Annotated in this window: 26 protein-coding genes; 10 read left to right on the top strand and 16 right to left on the bottom strand. The window is 36.2% G+C overall.

Going from position 1 to position 25,929, the window contains the following annotated elements:
- Positions 1-15: 15 nt before the first annotated feature.
- The 3 genes from SP041_RS09200 to SP041_RS09190 form a co-directional block, all read right to left on the bottom strand.
- Positions 16-1,137: a hypothetical protein gene (locus SP041_RS09200; RefSeq protein ID WP_137297622.1), complete on the bottom strand. Its 1,122-nt coding sequence runs from the start codon at positions 1,135-1,137 to the stop codon at positions 16-18.
- 84 nt (positions 1,138-1,221) lie between these two features.
- Positions 1,222-2,295, bottom strand: coding sequence for a hypothetical protein (locus tag SP041_RS09195; RefSeq protein ID WP_137297621.1), 1,074 nt, complete (start codon positions 2,293-2,295; stop codon positions 1,222-1,224).
- 217 nt (positions 2,296-2,512) lie between these two features.
- Positions 2,513-3,412, bottom strand: a complete 900-nt coding sequence (locus SP041_RS09190) for a hypothetical protein (RefSeq protein WP_137297620.1) — start codon at positions 3,410-3,412, stop codon at positions 2,513-2,515.
- Positions 3,413-3,638: 226 nt separating this feature from the next.
- Between SP041_RS09190 and SP041_RS09185 the strand changes: the two genes are divergently transcribed.
- Positions 3,639-3,986: a hypothetical protein gene (locus SP041_RS09185; RefSeq protein WP_137297619.1), complete on the top strand. Its 348-nt coding sequence runs from the start codon at positions 3,639-3,641 to the stop codon at positions 3,984-3,986.
- A gap of 6 nt (positions 3,987-3,992) precedes the next feature.
- On the opposite strand, the gene SP041_RS09180 is transcribed toward SP041_RS09185, so the two are convergent.
- Positions 3,993-4,787 carry a hypothetical protein gene (locus SP041_RS09180; RefSeq protein ID WP_137297618.1) on the bottom strand — a complete coding sequence of 265 codons (795 nt, stop codon included), beginning with the start codon at positions 4,785-4,787 and terminating at the stop codon, positions 3,993-3,995.
- A 255-nt stretch (positions 4,788-5,042) separates the two neighbouring features.
- Between SP041_RS09180 and SP041_RS09175 the strand changes: the two genes are divergently transcribed.
- The 4 genes from SP041_RS09175 (at position 5,043) to SP041_RS09160 (ending at position 8,155) form a co-directional block, all read left to right on the top strand.
- Positions 5,043-6,107, top strand: coding sequence for an RNase H family protein (locus SP041_RS09175; RefSeq protein WP_170968537.1), 1,065 nt, complete (start codon positions 5,043-5,045; stop codon positions 6,105-6,107).
- Between the two features lie 60 nt (positions 6,108-6,167).
- The gene (locus SP041_RS09170; protein ID WP_137297616.1) at positions 6,168-7,010 is read left to right on the top strand and encodes a hypothetical protein; all 843 of its coding nucleotides are present in this window, start codon (positions 6,168-6,170) and stop codon (positions 7,008-7,010) included.
- A gap of 89 nt (positions 7,011-7,099) precedes the next feature.
- Entirely contained in the window at positions 7,100-7,543 is a 444-nt protein-coding gene (locus SP041_RS09165; RefSeq protein WP_137297615.1) for a DUF3592 domain-containing protein, read from the top strand.
- A 9-nt stretch (positions 7,544-7,552) separates the two neighbouring features.
- Complete coding sequence (locus tag SP041_RS09160; RefSeq protein WP_137297614.1) at positions 7,553-8,155, top strand: DUF3592 domain-containing protein; 603 nt, start codon at positions 7,553-7,555, stop codon at positions 8,153-8,155.
- Between the two features lie 294 nt (positions 8,156-8,449).
- On the opposite strand, the gene SP041_RS09155 is transcribed toward SP041_RS09160, so the two are convergent.
- The 3 genes from SP041_RS09155 to SP041_RS09145 form a co-directional block, all read right to left on the bottom strand.
- Entirely contained in the window at positions 8,450-9,307 is an 858-nt protein-coding gene (locus SP041_RS09155) for a hypothetical protein (protein WP_137297613.1), read from the bottom strand.
- A gap of 86 nt (positions 9,308-9,393) precedes the next feature.
- The gene (locus SP041_RS09150) at positions 9,394-9,774 is read right to left on the bottom strand and encodes a response regulator (protein WP_137297612.1); all 381 of its coding nucleotides are present in this window, start codon (positions 9,772-9,774) and stop codon (positions 9,394-9,396) included.
- A gap of 208 nt (positions 9,775-9,982) precedes the next feature.
- Positions 9,983-12,745 (bottom strand): hypothetical protein, encoded by a 2,763-nt coding sequence (locus SP041_RS09145; protein ID WP_137297611.1) that lies wholly within the window; start codon positions 12,743-12,745, stop codon positions 9,983-9,985.
- A 136-nt stretch (positions 12,746-12,881) separates the two neighbouring features.
- Here SP041_RS09145 and SP041_RS09140 point away from each other — a divergent pair, with 136 nt between their 5' ends.
- Entirely contained in the window at positions 12,882-13,478 is a 597-nt protein-coding gene (locus SP041_RS09140; RefSeq protein ID WP_137297610.1) for a hypothetical protein, read from the top strand.
- Between the two features lie 50 nt (positions 13,479-13,528).
- On the opposite strand, the gene SP041_RS09135 is transcribed toward SP041_RS09140, so the two are convergent.
- Both SP041_RS09135 and SP041_RS09130 read right to left on the bottom strand, forming a co-directional pair.
- On the bottom strand, positions 13,529-13,798 hold the full coding sequence (locus tag SP041_RS09135; RefSeq protein WP_137297609.1) for an oxidative damage protection protein: 270 nt from the start codon (positions 13,796-13,798) through the stop codon (positions 13,529-13,531).
- Positions 13,799-13,860: 62 nt separating this feature from the next.
- Positions 13,861-14,388: a DUF1064 domain-containing protein gene (locus SP041_RS09130; protein WP_137297608.1), complete on the bottom strand. Its 528-nt coding sequence runs from the start codon at positions 14,386-14,388 to the stop codon at positions 13,861-13,863.
- A gap of 115 nt (positions 14,389-14,503) precedes the next feature.
- On the opposite strand from SP041_RS09130, the gene SP041_RS09125 reads away from it, so the two are divergent.
- Together SP041_RS09125 and SP041_RS09120 are read left to right on the top strand one after the other, a co-directional pair.
- A complete protein-coding gene (locus tag SP041_RS09125; protein WP_137297607.1) occupies positions 14,504-14,842 on the top strand; it encodes a hypothetical protein in 339 nt (112 codons plus the stop codon).
- 138 nt (positions 14,843-14,980) lie between these two features.
- Positions 14,981-16,009: a hypothetical protein gene (locus tag SP041_RS09120; protein WP_137297606.1), complete on the top strand. Its 1,029-nt coding sequence runs from the start codon at positions 14,981-14,983 to the stop codon at positions 16,007-16,009.
- 116 nt (positions 16,010-16,125) lie between these two features.
- Here SP041_RS09120 and SP041_RS09115 read toward each other — a convergent pair whose 3' ends face one another.
- The 4 genes from SP041_RS09115 to SP041_RS09100 all read right to left on the bottom strand — a co-directional run bounded on the left by SP041_RS09115 (position 16,126) and on the right by SP041_RS09100 (position 20,162).
- Complete coding sequence (locus SP041_RS09115; RefSeq protein ID WP_137297605.1) at positions 16,126-17,049, bottom strand: lysine exporter LysO family protein; 924 nt, start codon at positions 17,047-17,049, stop codon at positions 16,126-16,128.
- Positions 17,050-17,052: 3 nt separating this feature from the next.
- Positions 17,053-17,589, bottom strand: coding sequence for a 2OG-Fe dioxygenase family protein (locus SP041_RS09110; protein WP_137297604.1), 537 nt, complete (start codon positions 17,587-17,589; stop codon positions 17,053-17,055).
- Positions 17,590-17,770: 181 nt separating this feature from the next.
- Positions 17,771-18,499, bottom strand: coding sequence for a LuxR family transcriptional regulator (locus SP041_RS09105; protein ID WP_137297603.1), 729 nt, complete (start codon positions 18,497-18,499; stop codon positions 17,771-17,773).
- A 289-nt stretch (positions 18,500-18,788) separates the two neighbouring features.
- Positions 18,789-20,162 (bottom strand): hypothetical protein, encoded by a 1,374-nt coding sequence (locus SP041_RS09100; protein ID WP_137297602.1) that lies wholly within the window; start codon positions 20,160-20,162, stop codon positions 18,789-18,791.
- A gap of 794 nt (positions 20,163-20,956) precedes the next feature.
- Between SP041_RS09100 and SP041_RS09095 the strand changes: the two genes are divergently transcribed.
- Complete coding sequence (locus SP041_RS09095; protein ID WP_137297601.1) at positions 20,957-22,234, top strand: site-specific integrase; 1,278 nt, start codon at positions 20,957-20,959, stop codon at positions 22,232-22,234.
- A gap of 94 nt (positions 22,235-22,328) precedes the next feature.
- On the opposite strand, the gene SP041_RS09090 is transcribed toward SP041_RS09095, so the two are convergent.
- Positions 22,329-22,610, bottom strand: coding sequence for a hypothetical protein (locus SP041_RS09090; protein WP_137297600.1), 282 nt, complete (start codon positions 22,608-22,610; stop codon positions 22,329-22,331).
- Between the two features lie 182 nt (positions 22,611-22,792).
- Here SP041_RS09090 and SP041_RS09085 point away from each other — a divergent pair, with 182 nt between their 5' ends.
- Entirely contained in the window at positions 22,793-23,719 is a 927-nt protein-coding gene (locus tag SP041_RS09085; protein WP_137297599.1) for a hypothetical protein, read from the top strand.
- A gap of 313 nt (positions 23,720-24,032) precedes the next feature.
- Here the strand turns inward: SP041_RS09085 and SP041_RS09080 are convergent, their stop codons facing one another.
- Entirely contained in the window at positions 24,033-24,959 is a 927-nt protein-coding gene (locus SP041_RS09080; protein WP_137297598.1) for a nucleotidyl transferase AbiEii/AbiGii toxin family protein, read from the bottom strand.
- Positions 24,959-25,741 (bottom strand): type IV toxin-antitoxin system AbiEi family antitoxin, encoded by a 783-nt coding sequence (locus SP041_RS09075; RefSeq protein WP_137297597.1) that lies wholly within the window; start codon positions 25,739-25,741, stop codon positions 24,959-24,961. The genes SP041_RS09080 and SP041_RS09075 overlap by 1 nt, the downstream gene beginning before the upstream one ends.
- Positions 25,742-25,929: the final 188 nt, after the last annotated feature.

The raw sequence follows: 25,929 nt of genomic DNA, 5'->3' as shown, positions 1-25,929 counted from the left end.
GTTATTCCTATCAATCTATAAATATAAAACTTCGTCGTCTTTAACAACGAATTTTTTGCTTCTGTGTAAGGGGTTGAGAGGGAACTCCCCAAGCCTTTGGTAAATTTCGTATGGGACAACAATCATTTGATTTAATGAAGTCACCCGAGACTGATTCGCTGCAGTATCTTGCGAGTCGACGTCAAATATCTGATATGTACTATCCAAGAAAAGACTTTTCTTTTCTGTCTTTTCTCCCTTAGAAAGGATGCATTCCTCACTTAAACAAAATACCCAATTATTTTCAGGCTTATTGCACTCATCAAGAATGTCGTTAATAGAATCGTTATGTTGTGTAATGCCGTTTTTATAAATAGGGCCCAAGTGGTACCGACTTATTTTCTTAGGCTGTATAAATTCGCAGTTCTTATCAATGTTCGTAACCATATTTAACAATAAAATTGAGGTAAGCGAATTATTGTTAATAATATCAGACATTTTTTTATAGTCAGGAGAAGACAATACTTCCGCCACATTACTAAATGAAGAATAAAAATACATAACATAAACAGTAGGGTGGTTCTTTACTGGATCATAAGTAGACCAATAAACCATATAAGAATGCTTTTCGTTTTCTTTGACACCCAAATCAACTAACGTTGGGTTATTGAATGATAAGAATAAGTCTTCTCTATTTTCTTTAATATACTCATAAAAAAGACGCTGAGATAACTCATATTGCAAGCTCTTATCTATTTTTCGGTCCGATATAGCAGTATTTAAAATTTGGCTTTTCAACTCTTCAACAGTACTCATCGCGTTCAGCTTCTCATCTAAAGAAGATAAGCCAGATTCAATATATCTAATCTCTTTCTCCAGTGGAAAGCCTGAATCAACGATACTGATATAAAGTCGGTCATTATTACGATTGTTCGGCTGCGCATTAAAATAATGGCGCATATGAATGGCCATCATTGTCTTCTTTAATGAAGCTAAGTAAGGACATATTACAAGGTTATTAATAAAGTCACTCTCGCCATCGCCTGATTGTTCAAACACTTTAATTAACTTATCAAATACCCCATTAATCACATTAAAATAGGTCTTAGTGTCTTCATTACTTAATAACTCTGAACACTCTCTATTATGGTCGGTCATTAATTTACCTTCATTAAATCTACTACTAAAAATAAAAAGACTAATAACAAAATGCTATTAGTCCATTGGCAAGAACATACACTGTTAATCAGTGTAACTTCCTTTATCATGGTCATCTAAAACATGAGCAAAACGACGATTGAATCGATCATGAGATTCAATTTGTTTTCTGGCAACCTCTTTAACATCAATCATTTCACCCGCGTGGTTTTCAAGCGCATCTGCCAATCGATTTGACGTCGCAGCACCAATTTGAGCCATACCAACCATTGCTCCCTTACTTGCCTTAGAGCCAATTTCAGTAAGCTGGTGGGCCGCTTCTTGTTGTTGAGCTGTCTTCAAAGAAACTTCATACTGCTTAAACAGAACTAAATGCTGATCAGTATCCGTCTTCAGACGATCAATAAGCACCTGTTGTGACGTAAGCTGACTTTCAAGTGATTGAATATGCACTTTGTTTTGAACAATGTATTTTTCTAAAGACTGACTGCGTGATAACAACTTAGATTCTTCGTTTTTAAGCACGTTAAGCTTTTCTTGTTGTTCAGAAATTTTGGTTTCAATAATTGTTCTTTCAGTTACCGATGTTTCTACGTCTAATTCAGATTGCATACCCATAATAATAGGATCAATCTCAAGCATTTTCGTGCGAACAGAATCCAACTCTTCAACCGTTTCTTGGCGTAAATCAAGTGTTCTTTTATAATTCACAGTACCGCGATCACGCTCTGTAACAAGCAAGCTTTCTTGGCGGATCAAAATATTTTGAATAGAATCTGATTGCAAGATAAGTTCATTTAAATTCTCTGAAATATCTGACTCAGAAATACGAGTGGTGCGCATTTCTTGTGCCTTATCACGACTAAATACTTTAATGAATTTTTCACTAAAGGTTAGTTTTCCCATTTCAGAAAGATTGCCATCAATACCACGAGTTGTATTATCTAAGCCAGAAATCATTCGTGCAATATTGTCATTTAACTTTTCACCTGACTTTTTAACATCCGATAACTTTGCATTTTCAATATCAACTTCAAATTCAAAATCACCAATACTTGCTTTTTCACTGATTTCTTCAAAAGCAATAGAGGCATCTGTAATTACCTTTTCTTGCTTCTGCTGCTCTTCTTCAAGCTGCTTTACTGTCTCTTCCCACATACTTAATTCTCCAATTTATTAAAATGTTAACAATAACTTAATATTCATTAATATAACGTATTTAATATAAAAGTCAATTTCAAGGTTTGTATATTTTTACAGAAAAATATTAATGAAATTAACTCAACTTAAAGTTAAATACTACAATGTAAAATGTTTTTCATGATAAAAATATATCTATATACACCGTTAATTTAGTGCATATAGATTAACAATGCTAAGACAAATAGCGATGAACTCTTAAGCTTTTTATTGTTGGCTCATCTTCGAGCTTCTTATCATCTCTAATTTTTCTAAATCCATCATCATCTTTATTTGAATGTGAATCAGTATAAAATCTATAAGCAGGAAGAACATCTGAGTGCAACACAATAGGCAGCGGTGGCTTTTTAGATAGATACTTAAGCTTACCATCCAGATCTCTCTCTATTAAGCTTATATTGGCCTTAATGATCGGGCTATTCTCCTGAATTCTAGCCATTTCCATGTGATCACTAAATTGTGCCAGTATATTAAGCTGAATATCTATTCTTTCTGGGTAAGGTGGGGTTCCTCCTAACGCTTTAAGCATCTCTCTGACTTCAGATACCTTAAGCTTTTTAATCGATTTTCCACGGGTCAGCAGTGAGTAGGTGATTTTATTTACCGGCTCTATCAGATATGGCACTTTTCGATAACACGAATTTAGGTTTAATCTCTGCAAATTTAGTCTGACTAGTCGTTTTCTACCATGCAAAGATGAAGATAAGTAGCTCTTAACGTCTTTGATGTCATTAAGAGACATGCCTTTAGTATAGCCTTTAACAGCCTCTTGGAACTCGGTCTTGTGTGTATTGAGCAAGCGAGCCGCGTCTATTAACGAATCACCTCCAGAAATAATGCCCTGATAAGTCCTGGTCGTTCTTCCATCTTCATCATCTAAATACCATATGTCTGAATAAGCTTTAATTGCTCTGTTAATTGAGCCTAATTTTGAGGCATCTTTGTTTACTTCATCCGAAAAGAAATTAGAGGCGGGCACATTTATATCATTACAACTACTTATCTCTTGGATAAACCCAAGAAGTGAGTTTTCAAAGTTTAATAACGAGTCTCTAACATCGATGGCAGTAAACATAAATTCATTCCAAATAATTTCGATACTGTCAATATACGTTTATGGAAAAATAATGCCAATAAAAAATAAATTAATTTGTTCGAAAAGTAGACCGTTATCTTGTTTGGTTAATAAGTAGAATGTCTCGTTCCTCGACACTTATGTTTAAGCGCCGCTGGTGGAACTTGCCAAAATTAACAATTAGTGAAATAATAAGTTATATAAGCATTAAATAAGGCATGTTTTTATGACATTAAAATCCCAGTCGTTAGAGACTAATATCGCCAGAAGCACAAGAAATCCTGATTGGAGAACGGTTAAGTTTAAAAAAGACTTGCAACCGACGTTTATTAACGAGATTTCGCTTAAATTAAAGACGAGATACATGGCTGGCCGCACAAGAAAAACACCTGTATTCAGAGTGACGATGCGAGAAGGGACTATTCATATTTCAATTGCTAAAATAGGCTGGAAAAAAGCTTGGAAAAAGGCACTTCTTACTGCGAGCTCCCCGCAAGGCATGAAAAGTAGAAGATCTGTTGTGCGTCACTTAAACAGACCTCCAAAGTTATCAAGTTATTTGAAGAAAAATTAATTTTAATTAACTGGTAGATGATTTTTTTGTTTGATCTCCTTGTGATACACCATGTTTGTTATAGGCGTTCATTTTCATGTTCGGAGTTGAGCCTACATATTTTTGCCAAGGCTTAGCTAAACTTTCACCGTTTTTAATCGCAAACTTGGTTTCTTCCTTCTTTGCTTTTGTAAGCAATGCATCAAAACGGTCTTTAAATCTGGGCTCTATATTAATGTGCAAACTAAAAGACATGAGAATATAAAGAGATTTCCTTGGGTTATCACTAATGCGAAGCATTCTTCCTGCATAATCCAGAATATCTGCTTGCCTATCAGAATAACAAGCAGGCTTCCTACTCATTTTCAAACTAAAAGAGCTCATTTCTTCTGGGTAAAGTTCAGCATTTTTCCTAATAAGCTCGGCTACCTTTCTATTGCATCCATCACTCAAACCAAAACCGACATGAAGAGTGTGTAATTCTACAAGCTCTCTTTCTGGAAATACGCCAATATTAAAGTCTGACTGTGCATTTTTTATTGCCATCTCTGCCATTTTACTTAAATTAATTGCGCCCATTCCAGAGGAGCTGTATTTCTTCCAGATGGCCATAATACTTTCCAGATTGTCAGAAGCAAATACGGTCATCATATATCTTTGAGCATCTTCCGGGCTTTTGAACGTCGCTAAATACTGCTTACTTTCTGTTGAGTGCTTTATTTTTTTGCCTGACACGTAGGGTGGGCTCATCAGGTATTTTTGATCGTCGAACTCCACAATAGCATGAGACCAATTACTGTCTTGTTCTATTATTTTTATCATGTGATTTTCCTAAAAAGCAATTTCATGTATTTAAATATATTTTATATTGATATTTACTTACCTTAAAACCTTTTAATATCTGAGGGTTAGCTAAAGACATAAATATACAATTTTTAGTATGGTCGGTGGTATCAAGCCTCCAGGTCGTATCATTTTTACTTATTGTAAGTTAAAGTAATAATTAAATAAATGATGTTTTTGTCAATACAGATACTGTTAGCCAGACAAAAGCAGTGTCAATTTAAGGTGATTGATATGAGGGATGAAAATAGGACGAGCATTTTAAATAACTATCGACCAGCGAAAGATGATGCACTAAATAAAATGCACATTATTAAAGAATTTTCAGGGAAAACTGATAGAAGCGGAAAACTAACAATTTATACAGATGGTTCGGCCTATGGGGCTGATGTAACGAGTGACGGAAGGTCTTTTGGTGGCTATGGCTTTGCATGTAAAAGCATTAATAATTTCGGACACTCCAAAGAGTTTTCAAGGTATGGACAAATAGATAATACCTCTGCTACAGAAGCAGAACTATACAGTGTTTTGTCAGCGCTTAAATATAACAATAAGCCAAGTCACATTGAGATAGTTTCAGATAGCGCTTATGTTATAACGGGACTTAAAGACATTTGGGATCATGTTCATGACTTTCATACGCGGTCGAAGAACGCGATGGAAAGCGCCAGTAAATCTGAAAGGGCGGAGTTTAGAAACCTGAAAATATGGAAAGCAATCAGTGACTGCATTTACCAAGACTCTAATATAACTAGCCTTAGTGCTAGATGGATTAGGTCGCATACTTTATCTGATGAAGAGGCAAAAGAAATAAACCCTTATGATTTTAATAAAATTGAAAGGAGGTATGTGGAAGATATTCTTGGCAACCATAAGGCCGATAAGGTATCTACTCTTGGGGTAATTAAAGCAATACAAGCAAACTTACTTTATTTAAATAACCCAGATTTATCTTTAAGCAATAAATTAATACCTAAAAACATTTTTATAAAAAATATTAATGCTTCGGTCTTTTCAAAAGATGAGGCGGTTCGCTTTATTTCTACTAAGCCAGCAGGATTTTTTAATGAAGACTTACTCAAAGAAATTTTACCGAATATCGTGCTTGAAAGGGTTGATGAGGCTAGGCGAAAAATAGAAGGAGGACTAAGTCACTCAGATGCTATCTCTAACTTAATAATGAATCCTAAAATAAGAGCCTTCGATAGTTTAAAAGCCGAGTGTACTAATTCATTTATGCAAAAGGCAGCACAAATGTCGAGAGCAGAGAGTAATGAGCAAGGACTATCACACGGATAGTTGACAATCCTCTAAATTGTGACTATAAAATGTGTCTCTGTTGCATTTATTGGTGATGTTTTGATTTTAAAGAATAAAAAGTACATTTTCCTTATTCCACTATTTATTTTAGCTTCATTAATAGTTTTAGATCAGTTAGCTGGAAACAAGTCAACTAACTATTACAATGGTTTAAAAAAGCATTTTCCTAATAGTCCTGACCCTTTGTCAGATATTGACGACTATCGCCGTGGCTTCGATAAGTTCAAAGAGCTTTTTATTTCTGTTCCGATAAACGATAAAGAAGATGCTTTATCGTTTATTTCGGACGTTCCCCTTAAAAATAGTGATCAAGTGACATTTGAATTGTTAATGAACAGTGCTGCAAGTTCCATTGAAAGCTCTGCACTAACTAGAGATCTATATTTTTCAGACTCGCGATATATAAGTTTTAATGGAACCTCACTTTGTTTAATAAGTTTGCGCAATAGATTCAATTATCCCGGCCTAAAGGGAATTGCACTGGAGCATGAAATGGCACACTGCTATCTGGAGGCCAAAGGTATTAGCAATACGTTCAACTACCTTTTCCCCAACAATGAGGGGATCAATGTTGAAAACAAAATTAAGTCTCGTTTAGGAAGAGATAATTTACAAATATACACCAAGGCATTCAATGGCCTGCTTACAGAATCATATGCTGACGCATTGGCGTTATATGCTAGGAGTAAAAGCGATATTGCTTTAGTAGCTGAAGAAAGATTAACTGAGTTTCAAAAGAATGGACAAGTAGAATATGCCACCAGCTACATACTTAATGAAGTAGATTTTAATAAAAAATCTTTAGATGATTTCGAAGTAGGGCTAAAGACAGTTTTAAAAAGTGATGAAATTTTTGAATTCTTTATTCGTTCGATAAAATAACAATTTGCATAATTACTTTATATTCCAATAAACACCTGTATGGTCAATATATTTATGTTAAAATGTTTCTTATTTAACTGGTAAATATTATGCTTATTTTTCTGTCATTCATCCTTCTATTAGGGATCGTAATTTGGAGAGGCAAGAGGCTCTTCGCGCTGTTGGCTCGTATTGAAGCAGCCAACGGCTGGGTAAAAACAACATGCACGGTTGAAGATTCAAGGGTGACAACGACACCATATGAAAGAATCGATGGTAAAAAAACTGTAAATCACTTCTTCGCGTCATTTGAAGTCAACGGAACAAGATACGGCTGCTTTACGCCCAGTCTTTTTGAAGGAGACAAAAGAGTAGTTTCAAGAATACTTGGCAGAACAAAGCCGGGCTCAAGTGTTGATATTTATCATTGCCCCGAAAAACCATATAAAAATGTATTGATAGCACCATTAAAACACGGAAGTTTAGTTAACACTATGCTATTCATCTTGTCGGTTATCCTCCTGTCTCTATTTACACTTTTCTTTTTTATTTAGGAATAAGCAATGTTCTCTATATTACTAACTATTTTAATATTCATGTGCGGAGCATGTCTTGTATTTAATGCATCTAATAATTTACGGATGAGAGTAGCAAGTTCTAATACACTTAGAGCATTAAACAAAGAGATTAATTCTTGGGAAAAAATAACAGCTAAAGTTATCAAGGTTGAAGTTAATTGTGATCATGCATTCCCTGGTATTTCTCCAGACTCATCAGATATTGAAGGACCTATTGAAAAAGAAAGATTTGAAATTGAATTTATTAAAAACCTAACTAAAGTAAAAGAAGATAATCTCATTTACGGTGGAGTAAACGTATCGTATGAATATACTTACAATGGAAAGATCATGACAAGTAGGGCTATTGGGTTACTTCCCTCAGTTTTAGATTTCGATATTGCTAATAAAGTAAAGGTTGGATCAAAAATAAATGTATTTGTTAATCCTGAAGACAGTGCTGAGTCATATATCAGAAAAGTAAGTAAATCAGAGATTGAAAGCGAGCTAAATAGCGCTTTTGTGTTATTTGTTCCTCATTTTCTTGGCGGGGTTGCTCTTATTATTATGTCTATATTAAGTAAAGACCTTCCTCTACTTATTTTTTAATGAAATGCAGATAACCTCGCGTAAATAATAGCTAGGTTATCTGTCATTAAGTTCGAACATTCTCCCCACCCGCAACTAATATCCACCAGCCGATATCTTCAAGTATGCTATCACTCTTTAATTCTATTCTAATGGTGCAAATAAGCGCTATGAAGGGAGTATGGGTTCAATACGGTAAAACGGTAGTGCTGTTACTTTTTGTTGCTGAGGACGGATTGGCGGGGCATGTTGCGCTTAAAGTATAATTAATGACTCAATCAATGTATTAAGTCATTAAATAGAGAAATGTAGGGGTTATTCGATGTAGCCATTATGGCCAGTAAAGGGAATGTCGCAATTACCTTGAGTCGCCAGTTTAAAAGTCAGTGAGATTGGTTCGTTAGTCATTAGATCATATCCGGCGTTTTGTTCTTTGAATTCGACAGAAAAACCTGAAGAGCTTTTACCATTAACTAATACTGTGCTGTTTGTAGCAGACGAAATAACACCACTCCAATTTACCCATTTACCCTGGTATTTTTCTTTGAAAATATCCAATCGCTTTTGTTCTGAGAAGTTACTGTTACAGCCTACTTCACTTAGAATTTTATCAAAACTAATGAGGGAGATTTCCGGTTCTAAATACTTAACAACAACCTTAGGGTTATTGGTTAATTCCATTAGTTTCTCACTCACTTTACTGTACTGATCTAAGGAAATGGAATATAGGCCATAGTATTTATTGTATTTTTCAGTCATCTCGATAAGGTCAGAATTGATTAGGTCTATTTTTGAGTACAGTCTCTGAGTTGAATCATTGAGAGCATGTATTTTTGTTAGCAACTCTTCTTTATCGCTTTTATCCACTAATTCAAAATCGACCGCAAAAACGTCCTTAAACATAGTGTTAATTTCGGCTCTAAAGTATTTTTGGCAGATGAATGCAGAGGTAATTGAGAACAGAATTATTGAAGTATAAGCCCAAGAACCTTTTGTGCCTTTGTTTCTTGGGAAAATTCGGTTCCATACACCAATTGTTAGTAGGCCCATGATAGCCGACAGGATTACACTACGCTTTTTCTTTTTTGAAATAGGAGGAGATTGTGTTTGTTGTTCAGCAGTGTCTTCTATATTTTTATTAAGACTGTTCTTACTTTTTTTATCTTCTATCATGTTATTTCACCAGTTTGTGTTTTTATCAATAATTTGAACTTGCTATATAATATAACTATTGATTCCTAACTGGTCAATATGTAAGGCTAACTATTCCTATTGAAAATCTTTTTTATTTTGCTCTCTAAAGTTTTATGGGTAAAAGGCTTGGTGATGTACCCATTAACGCCTGCATGTGCTGCTTGAATTATCTGGTCTTTTTTGGCTTCTGCGGTAACCATTAAAACTGGAATGTGTTTTAGATTTGGTGTCGCTCGAACATATTTAAGTAGTTCGATGCCATCCATATCAGGCATGTTCCAATCGGTTACGATAAGGCCGAAGTCTTGATCCTTCTTAAGGATGTTTATAGCTTTAAGTCCATCTTCAGCCATTTCAAACTCTTTGAAGCCAATTTTCATTAATAGAGATCTAACAATCCGTCTCATCGTTGAAAAATCATCTACGATTAAAATTTTCAAAACCATTCCTCTATATAAATATTGTGCTTATAACTATAAGCATTGCCAAAATAATGCGGCCCTAATTGCTACAACAACTATTTAATTAGAATATATTAAACTGTATTGTCATACTAATGAAAGGCGATAATATATCTATTTAATGTTTCAGAGTCAATAAGAAAAAGTCCCAATTAAGGGACTTTTAATGTATTTGTGCTTTTAACGCGGAGCTTTAGCCCAAAGTCGTTTCGGCATCATTGTTCATTACGCGATTTAAGAAACTTTTCTTCACTGTATCTGATGCTTCACCTGAAATAGTAGAGCCAGATTTAATCTGTGACGCATCTAATTTAGCTGAGGTGGCACTAAAGTCTGGGATAACTATCTCCTCGTTAAATGTTTCAGAATATCCAACACTACGGATATTAGGGTTTGCTTCTTTTACCGCGTCTAAAAAAGCGCTTTTATCAAGCAACTCTGGCACACCATTAGGGTAGGCCACCTTTAAAATTGCTTGCTCCATACTGTTTTTACCTTCAACAGTAATTTTTCCGGTCACCTCTGGGTTGACTGAATTTATATCAATTTCTGGTGGCGTTAAATCATTCTTATTAACAATGTCTCGACCGAGATCCCCATTCCCAAAATACCCATCACTTAAGTCGATATCTTTATTTGAGTTTTCAATTAATTCGAAAAGAGCATCTTTGTTGACTAAATCAGAAACTCCGCCAGGGTAAATAGACTTAATTGCAGCATCTTCAATGCTAGGCACTACATAGGTTTGAATGTCACCATTGTCACCTGAAAACTTAACTTCATCACCTGGTAATAAATTATCAAGTTCAATGTCAGGATTCATGGCTTTTAAATCTGCTAAGCTAGCTCCATTTGAAATATGATTGACATTGAAAGCGTCAGATAAGTGTGTTCTAGCCTGAGTAGAATTAACTGCATCGTTTTCCTGAAGCCAATCGGCATCAGACGCCTTAATATTAGTAACATCTTTGTACTCAGAGAGGTCAGAATTAAATTTAAGTACTTGCCCTTCTTGAATTGCATTTGGATCATCAAGCCCTAAATCATTAACCATGGCTACAACCTGCTGAGGAGTAGGTTTTTCGCCCACTATTGCCTCATAATGTTCACTCGCCAAGGTCCATGCTGTGTCATTTTTTTCTGCTACAATATCAAAAGTGTCAGAAGTCTCCGTTTCAACATTTGTAGCTGCTTCCGGTGCTTCAGCATTCTTAGCAGCTTCTGCAGCTTCTGCAGCTTCTGCTTCTCTTGTTTCCTTAATTAATTCATCAATTTCACTTTGGCTTGGGCTGCCATTTATTTCCGGGTTATTATCAAAGTCTTCGTCCAGCACGGATGTGCCAAGCGTATGTTTAAAAGATTCGTAGGCATCTTTGCCTGGGAACTCGCCTTTTTCAACATAATCTACAACTTTGTCTTTAACAAAGGCGTATGTATCTTGACCAGGAATGACATCACCAGAAAATACTTTAGATACATAGTTAGTAGAATCGGCATAGTATTGTGGAATTTTATCAATACTAAAATCAGTCAATTCTATAAGTGAGTGAACGCCAAATCCAAGTACGCCTGCGGTAAGACCAATCTTAGCGACCTTACCCCATTTACTTTCACTGATGGCTTTGAACTTATCGCCTAGTAATTCTTCTCTTTCATTCACGGCTTCTTCTTTAAAGCCCATTTTCACTAAAGATTTAGAAACTTTAGAATGAAGATTGTTAGCAAATGTCTGGACCTTCTCATTTTCCATTAGCTTAGCAGCATAGAGGGCTCCTGCTATAGGTAATGTGACAGCACCAGCCGATACAGCCAACCCAAAAGAAAGAGTCGCAAGACCGGTTTTGACATCGTCATTTCTAACAACATTGACAATATCGTCTTTCATGCCTTTAAGTCTTTCTTTAAGTGAGGGGCCTTTACCATCACCAAATCGTTCGTCGAAAGCGGCCAATACTTTGATGTCTTTATTGAATCCAATTGGCAGGTCTTTCTCTTTAATATCAAGGCCAGCTTCAGCTAAGATTGCTTGTACATCAAAGTTTTTATCAATTCTATCGTTTGATGTCTTAAGAGAGATAGGCGAAGACGTTTCCATTGCCTCTAAATTAACATTAGCGATACTTGTATCAATCTTTGTCAAGTCTTCTGCAGTAGCCGTTTGTGGATCAAGACCAACTTTGTCTGCAACAATCCTAACAAATGCATCAAACTCAACTTCATTTTGAGGTTTACTTAACTCATCGACGGCCAATAAGTATCTTTGATGGTCAACCACACTTGGTGAGGTGTATTGATCGGGATTACGTATTGGTCTGCTACTATCAAGCACTGTCTTTTGAGGGCGCCTTTTAGGTGTATTCTTTTTTGTATTGGTTGTATTTAATACACTCGAAGGTGTATTGGTGGTTTCGACTAATGCATTGTTTTTAGCCTCAGGCTCACTTACCGCTGCCTCAGGTTTATTTACCACTACTTCTGGCACATTTGCCACTGCTTCTGGCACATTTACCACTGCTTCAGGTTCTATTACCGCTGCTTCAGGTTCTATTACCGCTGCTTCAGGTTCAATTACCACTGCCTCAGGTTCAATTGCCGCTGCTTCAGGCTCATTTGCCGACGCCTCAGATTCATTTTTTCTAGCTTCCGAAATGTCTTTTGCTACTTCGGTTTCATTTTGGTGTTCTTTAAGCGCTTCTTCTTTTACTTCAGCATTGAGTTCGCCCTGGAGATCTGTCTCCTTATTATTTTCGTTAGGAAAACCAAGGCCGCTTAAAAACTCTTCCATTTCAGCAATGTCTTCTTCGCTTACTGCAGTAGTCTGATATTCAGGGCTATTGAAGTATTCTTCTTCTTCAGAAAGACTTTCTCTCTCTAAATCCCATTCAGCTTGTTCTTCACGTTGCTGGTCAGTATTAAAAAAATTATTTTTATTTAGATCATCATTATCTTTAGCCATAAGTGAGCCTATATTTATTGTTATTATTATTATTAAAAATTTTATTTATTATACATGAATTGATTAATTCATGGAATTAGTTAGAATGATATTGACACCATTGTTTTATTTAATATATTTAGTCGATAGGGTTGGTATGAAAAACAAAGTAATAAATTTTATGAGATGTCTGGCTTCGTCAGTTTATAATTTGGTCTTTCCAAATGTTTCTTTTTTAATAAAATTAAAGAAAAGAAATTTTCATATTATTTTTTACACGGTAGGATTTCAACTATTAGCTGGCTTATTGACAGCAGTCTTATTGATTTTGGCAAGCCCATTCATAAAGCCTTCACTCATTAATAATGTGACTGACATCCTCTATGGAGGGATCTTAACTTTCCCTATATTCATATTCTGCATAACATTAGCCTTTAATCACTATGCATCCCTATTAGGAGGCAAAGGCAGGCTTCAAGACCACTTTAAGCTTATGCTCTGGTCTTTCTATTACATGTTTGCATCATCGATGCTCATATCAATATTCTTAAGTTTATTTTCAGTTATTTTAAATGTTGAAATCCCGGAGATTACTCCAGCAATAGTTTATGGAGGGACATTTGCGTTTTATTCGGTGCATGCGATGAGGGTATCTATGGAAATGACGATTCTTCGTTCTTTTATCTGTCACCTAGTGCTTCTAATGTCTGTAGCTTTTGGCAGATTTGCTTTTCAACTGTTGTTTGATGTTTAGGGTAATAAATAGACTTTTAATCAATCACTAAAAGTCTATTTAAACAATGCTTACATTACTTCTTTAAACTCAACCGGCTTTTCGATAGCACCACCACTTAAAAAGTCTTGTAGTTTTGCATTCAAGAAATCTCTGCTTGCAGGCTCCATTAAGTTTAATCTGTTTTCATTAATTAAGATTGTCTGCATTCCAACCCATTCAGCCCAGGCTTCTTTAGAAACTGTTTCAAGGATTCTCTTGCCTTGCTCGCCAAACATTGGTGCACGGGCTAGGGCGGGTAATTCTTTATTCTTTATAGTACAGAAAACAATATTAGACATTTAATACTCCAGTTTGATCGTCTTATTAATATATTGCAAAAGTATAAACAGGTCAATATTAACTATTTTCTTTTACGGGGCCTGCTTTTAATGTCCATTGTTTCGAGTACATCAATATCAAAAATAGCTTTCATAAGTTTCTTTTTTATTTTGTATTCAGGCGTCAAGAATCCTTTTGAATCTTCGACGACCTTTGAGTTATTAATGAGATCATAATAAGTAAAGTCTGAAATGTAGGTTGCGACTTTAATGTCATTAATGATCAAGGGAAATGACACTTGTAATTTCAGATCACTAATTTCACCTGCCTTTTCTCGTATTTTTAGTAATGAATACCGTTTAGCTTCCCATTTGCTATCGAACAGTACTCCATCGACATATGTTTTTACTGCATTGAATTTGCTTTTATTTTCAACAGAAGCGACTGAGCTTCTAAAGTCCTTAGTTGACATCGACTTACCTGTGGCATCAACATTCAGCGTGAGTCTCTTTGGATTTCTTGGCTTCTGCTCTCCCGCTTTTGTTAGATGCTTTTCTTTGAATTCGGCAAGAGAAATTCTTTCGACTATAGCTGTTTTTTTGGACTTCATTTATATACCTATTTATTGACATCGGTGCCATTGTGGTTATATTATAGTTTGCTTATTTGGTCGGTCAATTGATCACTTTACTAACGTATTTTTATTAATGATATCGGGTGACATTTTGTTAAAAAAGAAGCTAGAATTTTCAATATTTAAAGGCCCTTTATGGGCAGGATACAATTCTGACTACCTCGATACGTGGAGAACAGTAAAGCACAGCTCCAAACATCAAGCAGAAGAAACATTTGAGATGCAGTTAAATTCTGATTCTCCTTATTATCGACTTTATGCACTGGTGGGATTAAAAATACTTAAACATAAAGATTTTGAGATCTTATGTAGAAGTATCGCTAAGTCACAAGATGTTGTGCTTGTTAAGATAGTGTCAGGAAAAGCAGTCGAAATGCCTTTAAAGCAGGCTGTTGATTTAATTGTCTCATCAGAACTCGCAGCTCCCTAACCCAAGTTGTTAAGTAGATGCGGGCATAGAAATAGCATGCTCTACTTAACCACTTTTTACAGAACGTTAACTTTCCTACGAGTCATCTGTTTGTTTTAGTGTGGGCCATATTTAGATTACAGTTAAATAAGATAAATTATGATTCAAATTAGTCAGGCCAGCATAAAGCAAGCTCTTCGCCAGGTATTTAAGAGTGCCATTCTACTTAAAGACAATACTAGCAATGTCGCTATCAAATCCCGTCTTAGTCGCATCAATAGAATTCTAGATGAATGTGATAATTCAATAAAAATTGGTTCCAATAAGACTTTAACGGCTGCAGAAACTTCATTTTACGAAGTTACTAAGCAAAATGCTGAGTTGATTTCTCGCACTTTGTTTAAAGAGCTTGAGTGTGTTGAGATATTAAAATCTGAATATATGAACGATCTTCAAAAACAGGTGAATAAGTATAAGACTGCCATTAAGAAGCATGTAGAGTCAGGCGGAAAGCAATTTTATGACTTGGCAATTACCTTAAGAGTAAACGATGTGCTAGATATTGACTCAAATGCAGTTATTAAGGAAGTGTTTGATAATTTACTAGATGCAAATATTAATGTAGTTGTTTTTGACACCAATATAATCAAAAAAGAAAAGGTGACTGAAAAAACATTCATTACATCAAGTTATTATTTCAATCTTATTTGCAAAGAATTAAACAGACCGCTGAAATCAGTTTTACTTCATTCATCTTTAGATGTGCTTTTTGTTGACGCTTTTTACATATTACCCAGTGTTGCAAATGACCCTGTTAACATATTGAGTGCACAGCTTAAGAGAATCAAAAACATCAGCAAGAACAAGCCTATACCTATTGCGCGGTCGCTTACGTTTTTAGGGTACCTAACCGCGAAAATAGCAACTAAATTCTCGGTAAAGGATGACTCTGACCTGGATAGAACAATACTGCTTGCCTTTGATCAAATGGGAAACTATATCGACCCTAATTATCGTGAGTCAGGAATAGAGAAGTCATCTCAACTTATGTCTGCAAAAGTACTTAAACAGGTTTACCCTGACAGTACAGTCAATATGAAAGACGTTCCGTTCAATGTCAGAACACATCTTGAGTACTTAGAATTCATGGATAGCGTTAGAGTGAGAAGCAAAGAGGAAGCCCATTAAAACCCAGCGTCCTAAGTGGGCATAAAATCTGGACATCCTCTAATGCTATATTAATGAGATAACTATAAAGTTGATCGCATCTATTATTTATGGTTAATTTCTATTTATTAGCACTTTTAAATGCTGCTGGATAAGAAGAAAGTGATCAAGATAGGAGCTAATAACGTTAACAATAACCCACTCATTAAAGCTATTGGAATAGTTTCTTGGCTACAGGTTTGCTTGATGATTGGTAAGGTTGAATCAAGAGATGTTGCTCCAGCAGCCCCCACACACTCTTTAGCAAAACTACGCCCAAATATGTACATTAAAATGATGGCAAACAATTCACGAAAAAGGTCTGTCATCAATGCTATTGCACCATAAGTTGAACCTATTTTACTGGAAACCAATACACCAGATAAAGTAAACCAACCAAAGCCACTCGATATAGCAAGCGAGGTCATTAAGTCTTCACCAACAATAAATGAAGAAATAGCCCCGCCCCCCATGGACCCTACCATCACGAATATAGGTATAAAAAATATTGCAGAAGAACGCCATGCAGAAAAAAGCTTAACGGATACAATATCCATTCCTACGAAAAAAATCAAAATATACAATAGTGCGTCTGTAATTGGTAGATCATGCAATACAGCATTATTTTCTTGAGTAAAAAAGGAAATAATAACGCCTATAAAAACCATTGATAATGCAACTACACACTCCTTTATTGGCTCCATTATATTTACTTTATTCTGTTCAATCGTAACAATTTTTTGTGTTTGACTTGGTTTACAAAATGCATAAATGAGCAAACATGCGCCTAATGTTGTAAATACCGAAAAGACACCTGCGGTATAGAGTATATTTCCAGCGGCATCAGGCTCTTTAAAAATCTCTCCGAACTCCAAACCGATAGAAAAAAGCAAAAACCAAACCAAAGGCCCAATAACCTTCGCTGCGAATGCTGGTAACTTGCTAGGCAAAGCTTTACCTAGCACATAACCTAAAATTAAGGCTAATAATATAGGATAAATTGAATACAATATGTCTTTCATAATTTAAATAACCTGTTTCATTTGACTAAAATCAATAAGAATCATACATCGCTCTGCAGCCAAATCAGTCTCATCATTTTTAAATATTGGTGACACGTAATGTGATACTAGGGGATCATAAACGGCAAAGGTTTCGAGTAAGTTAACTAAGGTAAAAGTGCTAAGAACCTCATCCGCAACCACTTCGTTTAGAGATTTATTTCTTGAATTGATTTTCCCAATATAATTGACCCCACCTTGGGAATTTTCTGTTCGGCTGAATAAATGCCCAAACGTGAAGGGCTCACCATCTTGGTGAAAACAATCTGGTGAGCTTATGCCTAAGTCTCCATTTCCATATCGTCTATACCTATTTACTCCGGCAGGAGCATACGGATCACTTTCTAAGTGTTCGAACTCTAACTCAAGATCAAGTTTTTGAATGGCATCACATTCAATTTCAGGTTGGTAATGTGAAAACCCATTGACTTTCAAATTCAACTTAACTAAATCTTGCTCTTCGGATAATAATCCATCCCTTACATCTTTTACAATCGTCATATTTGCACTTTTCTGAATTAAAAATCGATGAGAGTGAGTCAAAACACCAATTAAGATAGTTTTATCTGGCTCCCGCCTGATCTAAATCATAACAAAGGAGATGATTTTGTAACCTGCCGTTAATTCCAGTTGCTTTATTTTGTCATCCGTGTAGGGACTCTATTTAGCCTTGCCAGTGTTTCTAATAATCTAATGAAGGCTCCAAGTATCCTAACCAAATTGCTTTTGCAATTGCTTGCGTTCGATTATTTGCATTCAATTTTTTCCCCGCGTTATTCATATGGAATATAATTGTTCGTTCTGAGCAATTCATTATTTTAGACATATCCCAGCCACTCTTTCCCTCAGATGCCCACATTAAACACTCAATTTCTCTTGGTGTTAAGCTTGGTGCTTCTTCCAATCCAGGGTTAACTAATCGATTTATGGCGTCTTGAATTGCAGGCACAATAGCTTGCGCCATAATCTTGGGCATGAATAGTTCATCAGGTGTTTTAATTTCACTTGATGCCATTGTTAACATTCCAAATTGGTTTCTGTTACCATGGATTGGAACACTAAAACCAGAAACTAGCCCATTCACCTTTGCTTCTTGGAATATATTTAATTCAATCGATGAACAACTACCTTCCTGAAGTTCCGACCATGTGATGGAAGAGTGATTATTTAAACAATATCGAACTATTGGATCTGCCTTCACCAGAGAATTTGAGTCGTAATAGTTTCTCCAAGATTTTGGAAAGTTATCTTCAATAAGTACTTGCGTCCTTGTGACAGAAGAAGGAAGAGCAACTCCTAAAAGAAAATACTCCATAGCAAATAAATCAATATTTTCTTTTAAAATCTCACCTATTTTCTCAACTTTAGTCGCTAAGTAAATATCCGCCAAAACACACTTTAACCCATTCATTTAAAAGTCCTTTTTTTAAATGGTACAGCATGCTTTAACATTTAAAAAGAAAATTAAATGTGCTTTGTATAGTTGAACCTGTTTACAATTAAAGAAGCTGACTTTAGTTCCAACTTCGATCTTGAGCTAAATAAATTATTTTCGTTACGTGAAAGACGTTCCGTTTAATGTTAGAACACATCTTGAGTACTTAGAATTCATGGATAGCGTTAGAGTGAGAAGCAAGGGGGGGGGAGCTCATTAAAACCCAGCGTCCTAGCTGGGCATAAAATAACTAAAGCGTTTAATCTTAGAAAGTACAGCTAACTTCCATCTCCATTTCTTCTGGATATAAAATCTGGTCATCCTTTAATGCTATATAGCTGTCATGTCCCTTTGCTTCAACCTCATTCTTATAAACTACAGAGTCATATCCCATTTCAAAGATAAGCGATTTTAAATAATCAAACTTATCCGTTTCATCATGACAAAGTGCCATCTCTTCACGTTGCTGCCCAGAGAGAGACAGTTCATTGGCAATGATCTCACTAGACCAAATACCCAGATCAGGTAATCGGAGAGGGCGCTCAACACTAAGTGTTACTTCCTTCATTAGCGATTTCTTTAGGTCTCTTACAATTTTATTTGCAGAGGATTTGTTTTTCGCGGTACCACAATACCTATTGTCGGCCTTTACCCTGAAAGCATTGCCCATATTTGCCTCCATGACCGACTTGTCGAACGAATATGAATTAGGCAGGGATTTGTATTGAGACATCACTGATTTAATCTCTTGAGTGCTCATAAGCTCTATTTTGCTTAAAAGCTCATCAGGGTCAAGAGAGGTTTTCGGTGCAACTTGTTCCAGGCATTTATCAATCAGTAAAATGCGTTCAAATGAAGAGGGCACTGACAATTCATGTAGGTAACTTGTATGTGCCATTTTAGGGTGGAAAAATGAAGTAACTGACCTTACTTGATTTGGCTCGAAAACAATGGGCATCTCAACCGGGTTATCCTTTGACTGAGACTCATCTCTAATGAGGATGCTATCGAAGTTTCCTGAGTGATATTCTTCAAGTAAAAATGGATGGTAAATATCCCAAAAATTGACCACATCCTCTCTTACTCCAAGTACATTGCTCATATTTTCTTTTGCTAAAAATGCTTCATCTACAATCATTGGCTTGTTTAGCTTCAATAAAACAGGGTAGTTGGCACCGTTTAAGTTATCTGAATCTTCGCCAAAGCTTTCTAGGGCCGAATAATTATTTGAAATAGCTGTTTGATTAGAAAAGAAAAAGCCTTCGCTATCTAACGAACAACGTTCGCCGACTTTAGCCTTACTAAACTGATGAATGTCCACCGACGCATTCTCATTAAAACGAGTTGTTCCGTGATAATATACTTTTGTTGGATCAAACCCTTGCTGTTTAGCTCTTTGCATTCGCAGTGCTGTAGGGTCTGATTCCTTCAGTTGTATCAAGTCCATTAGCTTTTTACAGTTGTAGTCTTTTTTTGACGGATTAATCTGCTCAATTTCGAATTCAACAGGATCATTAATTAGCGCTTTCATTCTAGCTAAAGCAGCCTTTTTTGTGCCTAGATGAGCACCAAATCCTCTTTTTGTATCTAACTTCTTAAAAACCTTATTTGTCGCATGAAATAAATTAATATCCTGCATTTTCATTCCTTAAATTCGCACCTTAGCGAATAACTCATAAATGTTGCTTTATTATATAATATAAGCTTTTGCGTTCATATGGTCGAATGTTGAGGTGTTCGAGCCAACCAATTGTATTCCGCGTAAATGCGACGAAACCGTTTTGGTTTTTGGCTAAAGGTCTAGCTGAGGAATTATCGAAATAGAATTGGTTGTTTCGTGGTAATCATATTCTGATACTGAATATTTATGCAAAATTACTTATTCAATTAAAATACAGGTATCTAACAAATGTCTTAATCCTTGTCAGTTGCTTTCAATATGTGTGTGTGCAGGAACAATAAAGTTAGCCTGCAACAACCATCAAAAATACACTAAAGTTTGCCCGTAAGAGCTGTTCACCAGTGCACTTTTGCGTTGTAGCAGCAACAATGAAGTTTGTTTGTGTTACAAACCAGATATAAAAATCAGCAAGTTAACCACTACGGTCCAACTTTATTGTTTTTTTGTCTCTTACGGGCCAACTATTTTGCTTAGGGGCCAACTTTATTGTCAATACACAGTGTGTTTAGAAATATGATAGGGCAACTATCAGTGTAAAATGTCTAGTAATGGTTATTACTAGACATGGTATAGGCTTTGTAAAACAGGGGCTTGCGAGCCTTTTTATCTGTAAACCTAAAATATATCAATCCCTATAAAATGCCAACTACCTCAAGTTTAAAGCATTAAAAATAAAAAAACATTATGTCTTTCTTTACATATCCTTTGGCCAAAACTAACATGCCATCATAACCCAATCATTTAGAGCTTTTGTGAATACTAAAATAAAACCACCTTTTCCAATATTTGGTACGCATAAACAAGTCAGAGAACTTAATAGGAACTTTCCTTACCCTGAAGATATTCCGTTTATCAGAAGGGAGGTTCTGTTAATTTCAGCTCAACTACCTTTCTGTGAGCAAGATTATGCTGAAGCAGTTCACTTTCTTTCTGAATATGGCCGCAGGAGCGCACAGACCTTTAACGCCTTTAGAACTGAAACTGAGCGGTTTTTACTTTGGTCTTGGCTTATTGCAGAAAAATCGGTTATTAGCCTCAGAAAGTCGGATATTAACGATTACATCGACTTTTGTATGAATCCGCCAGTTTCGTGGGTAAATACTCAACAAGCGGCTCATTTTGTGCGTAAAAATTCAAAAACTTCTGGTGATGACGATAAATTAGAAGAATACACGGCAAATAAAGCCTGGAAGCCATTTAAGGTAACTGAACCAATTAGTCCTCGTGCAACAAGAGTAAAAAGAACACCTCAGACTAAAAGCATTGAAAGACAATTTAGTATCATGAAAGTGTTTTATGACTTCATGATAGATGAGGACTATGCATTAGGTAACCCGGTCCCAGTTGCTAAAAAACGCTCGCCTTACATCATTAAGTCGTCTGAGCCCCCTACTATTAAAAGGTTTAGCGAAGATGACTGGGAAACCATTCTTCAGTACATTACAGAAGCTGCAGATGAAGATCCGCTGTATGAAAGAAACCTATTTGCTGTCGTTACTTTAAAATCTCTCTATCTTCGGATATCTGAAATATCTGAACGTGATAACTGGCAGCCTAAAATGTCTGATTTTCATGAGTCAAATGAAAGCTACTGGTTCTGGGCGTTTGGTAAAGGCGGTAAAAAAAGGCGCGTCTCAATACCTGATGCTTATTTTAAGTATCTAAAACGGTACCGCGTATACAGAGGCCTCACGCCAATGCCTACACAGTCGGATAACTCCCCTCTTATTTCCAAGCTTAAAGGCAGAGGTGGCATATCTACAAAGCAATCATCAAGACTGATTGAAGATGCTTTTACTATTGTGATCAACAGACTAACAAAAGAAGGACAGATATCAAAAGCGACTGAGATAATGTCAGCAAGCTCACACTGGCTGAGACATACTGGGGCTAGTATTGATGCACTAACGCGCCCTATTAAACATCTATCTGATGATCTAGGGCACACCAGCATGGCGACAACTGATAAAGAGTACATACAGTCAACACTAATGGAACGTGGTAAAACAGGGAAAGTTAGAAAAGTATAATACTCATTAATGCGGGCATCGATTATGTCCGCGCTTCGCGCCTATATTCCAGTTCCTATTTCCCCCTGGCTTGCTGTCACCGTCTTTACCTACTTCAGGCTTGCCCCGCCTCAATTTTTGTCTCATACGCCTCAATAAACGCAGTACCAAGCAATGTTAGCTGCTTAGGTGAACCAATATCGCCATCAGCGATAAACCCGCCATTTAGAGCTATGCTATAAGATGAATGGCCAGACCAATTCCCTTTAGATAGAGATGTTATCGTTTTATATAAATGGCTTCGTTTTTCTGTTGTTCGATTATTTATTAACGCACCAAAATCCGAACCATGAAACAATGATTCTACATATTGGTCTGGTATTATGATTAGTGCCATGCTGACCCCTTATGTTAGTTATTATCAACCATCTAAAATCCCCTTCACTGCAATTCAAACAGAAGATTAAACATTTTGTTGATTAAACATGTTTTTTGTAGATTTTAATAGTATCAAATGTTCTTTTTACAGACGGGATGTTTTGATAGAATTGGTTAAAAAATTGGAGGTGCGCCGTGGACATGTTTCATGCATCTAGAAAAAGATTTGAAAAATTCGATTTAAGCTTTGTAGGAACTGGGCAAGAAGTTAATAGATATGCTTTCGGTATTTATTTAGGGGAAGCGGACAATGTTTCCTCTTATCTGGAAACCTACCAGCATTTTGATGAAACCGATAAGAGTCATATGAACAAATATGGCGAGCTAGTCGACGAAAATGAGGCCATTGAAAGCTATAATGGCGTTTGTTACAGAGCATCTATTAGAAATTCTGATCTCTCTTCTATTAAAAAATGGAACGAGAACGTTGATGAGGACGTTTTAAACTCGATTGCTGTCGAGCTTTATAACAAGCTAGGCCACAATGCTCAGATAGGTCGGCTATCCAATGAGATTGAAGATACAGGCTTAAACTATGAGATCTCTGACGATATTGAAACATTTATCGATAACACGGCAAGTCACCTTGAATATGAATTAATGTCGACGAGTGACGTCTTAATAGATTCAGATGATATAAAGGACTTATTATATCGAAAACTAAGAGGAGATGATGTTACCGAGAAATCATCCGATGAGGATTTTATTGATATTCTTGATGAAAAAACCATGTCAGTTTTTGATAAGGTCATCGATAATGATCTTACTATAAATAACGATTTTGATTATGGCGACCTGTATCGCGCCATCTCAATTGCTTTCACGACAGATGAAGGAAAGCTGAACTCTGTAGAGCAGGCGCTAGTCAATGAAGCAAACGGCAAGAAAAAAGCTTCATCATTTCTTTGTAAGCAAGGCATCTCCGGCTTTTATGCATCGAGCTTAAACGGAAAGTCAGGTGCTTCCGAACTAATTATTACTGATGAAGAGCTGGCCAGTCGTATCGCTATAAAAGAAGTTAGTAAATCTGAACTTGATTATGAAATGAGCTGCAGTATGGGATACTAAATCTAAGTTGTGCTTAAGCATATTATTTTCTGAATAAGCCAGTTTAGTTATAATAAGTAGAATATTATGCTGGCTATGATGTTTTAATCTATAAAGAATGGTCAGAACTTTCTGGCCATTAAAGATCAGTGAGCTTTGAATCTTAATGTAGTAATTACTTGTTTTTAACTAATACACTTGGGAAAAAGCATAAACATAAACACAACAGTATTCTCCATAACTAGAGCATTATCTATGTATTTAGGCCCTGCCATTCACACCAATACTCAAGTATTTGGCCAGAATATTCTGGCCATTAGGGATATGTTTTAGGCTAATTTTCTACCCATGTATCCAGCACGTTTTCTAGCTTTTTCAGTTGTTCTTCATGCTTTTTCTTGTTTTTAGCAAGCTTATTTATGTTTAATAGCTTCCATTGTATCGCAGGTAAATCTTTTGCATTTGGATAGTCAAACAGCGACCAGTCTGGGGCTCCTTGCTTAAAAGACAGTAAAAACGCCCTATCTTTAGCTGTTAAGTGACTTTGTAAGGCAGCGACCATATCCTGTGGCACTGCTAACAAGTCTTTAAGGGTAACCTCTTCCTTTGTCATCCCATCAAACTCTGCATTAAAGGCTTCTTCAAGTGGTCGCCATATAGGTGACATAACCTCATTTATTGGTCTGGGATGACCTAATGCATAAGTCAAAAAGCCAATGAATATTTCTCTATCAATATCATCTGTTTGCAAGAGCATTCTAACGTCGTACAAGTCGCGTGGATGTTGTCGATCCATAGCGGCACATAACTTTCCACCATATAAGTCTGGCAGGCTTACAACAGCAATTTCAGCATAACCAAACTCTTCTTCAACTAATTCTTGCACATTCATTCTAACCGGTTCGTGTAAAGTCCCCCTTGAAACAGGTGAAACTTCTATCTTAATCGTTGCTTCATTTGTTGTAACAACAATTCTAAGCTCATCGGGCTTATTATCTTGAATTGTTGCTTTTGTATTGGGTTGTTCGTCAATTTCACTTGCTATTCGCTGGAGCGCGCTTTTTACATTGCTCAGTGCGACATCACGCGGCTCCAATGGTAGGTATGCGAGGTCAATATCCACAGATAGCCTTGGAAAGTTACGTACAAAAAGATTGATTGCTGTACCGCCTTTGAGGCCAAAAATTTCTTCCTTGTCAACAATGGGCAGCATTCTTATCAAGAGCGATACTTGCTTGTAGTAGGTACTTTCTCTATCCATTAGTTAATTTCCTTTTTTTGATTAAGTACATCTGGGACTGTGATTTGATAGCGCTCGTTATATCGTCCATTTTCTACAACAGACCTTTTTCCTGAGCCTAGGTTTATGGAAGATTCATCTAGTCGTTCCGCCCATTTATGGCCATGGTACTGACTAATAAATAGGAAAACGCGATTAGTTTGTACTGACGCACTTCGCTCAAGAATGGACTGCACTTTTCTTGGACTCAAATTAACTAACCCCTGAAACAACTCTGATGCATGCTCAAAGGTAATATGCTTACCGATAGCATCAACCACCTCATATGCGGCTAATTCCGGACAACTGGCCTTTACCTCTTTTCCTTTGATATAGACGAACTTAAAGTCTTTCTCAGACAATTGAGTTATTTTATGATTTCCACAATAGATCCATGCCTGCTCGTTAAACTCACGAAACCACTTTGGCAATGTTTGCTTGTTTTTGACGCCAATCCAAACCGTTTCTTTTCTCAACTGAAGATAATGGCTTAAGCCTTGGTGAGTCAAACTGCTTAATCCAGCTAGATGAGCGGGCATTTTAAGTTGCTTATCTAAAGCATGAACAGCATCTGGCCATCCCGGCATTAACTGTTCATCTGAGCCTGGTCTATAGTAGACACCGGTGCTCATTTTTCTTAGCCAGCCACTTTGAGCATATTTTTGGGCCAATGAATAACTGATCCCATTCTGTGTTAACCAGTTCTGCAGCACCAATTCACCTGGCAGTGTGTTTTTAATTAGCCAGTTTATTTTAGATGACATAGTTACACTCCTAGTGTTAAAAAACATAATGCTGTAAACCTTGTTGTTTACGTTATGATTAATAGTAACACCTAGAGTGTTAAAAAGCACATTTCAATAAACTTATTTGGGCCTTTGGAAATCAATTGCTTTAAATAAAGTAAACGCCTCGAATAACTATTCATAATATTCGATTTAAAATTCACTTT

Source organism: Psychromonas sp. SP041, from assembly GCF_000470315.2.
GTDB lineage: Bacteria > Pseudomonadota > Gammaproteobacteria > Enterobacterales > Psychromonadaceae > Psychromonas.
Note: the sequence above shows the minus strand (reverse complement) of the source record. Positions and strands in the feature narration are given on the sequence as shown.

Bases quoted from the DNA above. Each gene is read 5' to 3' on its own strand.
- SP041_RS09195 (WP_137297621.1), bottom strand. From the start codon at position 2,295: ATGTGGGAAGAGACAGTAAAGCAGCTTGAAGAAGAGCAGCAGAAGCAA.
- SP041_RS09130 (WP_137297608.1), bottom strand. From the start codon at position 14,388: ATGAAGTCCAAAAAAACAGCTATAGTCGAAAGAATTTCTCTTGCCGAA.
- SP041_RS09200 (WP_137297622.1), bottom strand. From the start codon at position 1,137: ATGACCGACCATAATAGAGAGTGTTCAGAGTTATTAAGTAATGAAGAC.
- SP041_RS09105 (WP_137297603.1), bottom strand. From the start codon at position 18,499: ATGAATGGGTTAAAGTGTGTTTTGGCGGATATTTACTTAGCGACTAAA.
- SP041_RS09120 (WP_137297606.1), top strand. From the start codon at position 14,981: ATGATTCAAATTAGTCAGGCCAGCATAAAGCAAGCTCTTCGCCAGGTA.
- SP041_RS09100 (WP_137297602.1), bottom strand. From the start codon at position 20,162: ATGCAGGATATTAATTTATTTCATGCGACAAATAAGGTTTTTAAGAAG.
- SP041_RS09160 (WP_137297614.1), top strand. From the start codon at position 7,553: ATGTTCTCTATATTACTAACTATTTTAATATTCATGTGCGGAGCATGT.
- SP041_RS09085 (WP_137297599.1), top strand. From the start codon at position 22,793: ATGTTTCATGCATCTAGAAAAAGATTTGAAAAATTCGATTTAAGCTTT.
- SP041_RS09135 (WP_137297609.1), bottom strand. From the start codon at position 13,798: ATGTCTAATATTGTTTTCTGTACTATAAAGAATAAAGAATTACCCGCC.
- SP041_RS09115 (WP_137297605.1), bottom strand. From the start codon at position 17,049: ATGAAAGACATATTGTATTCAATTTATCCTATATTATTAGCCTTAATT.
- SP041_RS09110 (WP_137297604.1), bottom strand. From the start codon at position 17,589: ATGACGATTGTAAAAGATGTAAGGGATGGATTATTATCCGAAGAGCAA.
- SP041_RS09090 (WP_137297600.1), bottom strand. From the start codon at position 22,610: ATGGCACTAATCATAATACCAGACCAATATGTAGAATCATTGTTTCAT.
- SP041_RS09175 (WP_170968537.1), top strand. From the start codon at position 5,043: ATGAGGGATGAAAATAGGACGAGCATTTTAAATAACTATCGACCAGCG.
- SP041_RS09075 (WP_137297597.1), bottom strand. From the start codon at position 25,741: ATGTCATCTAAAATAAACTGGCTAATTAAAAACACACTGCCAGGTGAA.
- SP041_RS09185 (WP_137297619.1), top strand. From the start codon at position 3,639: ATGACATTAAAATCCCAGTCGTTAGAGACTAATATCGCCAGAAGCACA.
- SP041_RS09155 (WP_137297613.1), bottom strand. From the start codon at position 9,307: ATGATAGAAGATAAAAAAAGTAAGAACAGTCTTAATAAAAATATAGAA.
- SP041_RS09080 (WP_137297598.1), bottom strand. From the start codon at position 24,959: ATGGATAGAGAAAGTACCTACTACAAGCAAGTATCGCTCTTGATAAGA.
- SP041_RS09165 (WP_137297615.1), top strand. From the start codon at position 7,100: ATGCTTATTTTTCTGTCATTCATCCTTCTATTAGGGATCGTAATTTGG.
- SP041_RS09140 (WP_137297610.1), top strand. From the start codon at position 12,882: ATGAAAAACAAAGTAATAAATTTTATGAGATGTCTGGCTTCGTCAGTT.
- SP041_RS09145 (WP_137297611.1), bottom strand. From the start codon at position 12,745: ATGGCTAAAGATAATGATGATCTAAATAAAAATAATTTTTTTAATACT.
- SP041_RS09180 (WP_137297618.1), bottom strand. From the start codon at position 4,787: ATGATAAAAATAATAGAACAAGACAGTAATTGGTCTCATGCTATTGTG.
- SP041_RS09190 (WP_137297620.1), bottom strand. From the start codon at position 3,412: ATGTTTACTGCCATCGATGTTAGAGACTCGTTATTAAACTTTGAAAAC.
- SP041_RS09150 (WP_137297612.1), bottom strand. From the start codon at position 9,774: ATGGTTTTGAAAATTTTAATCGTAGATGATTTTTCAACGATGAGACGG.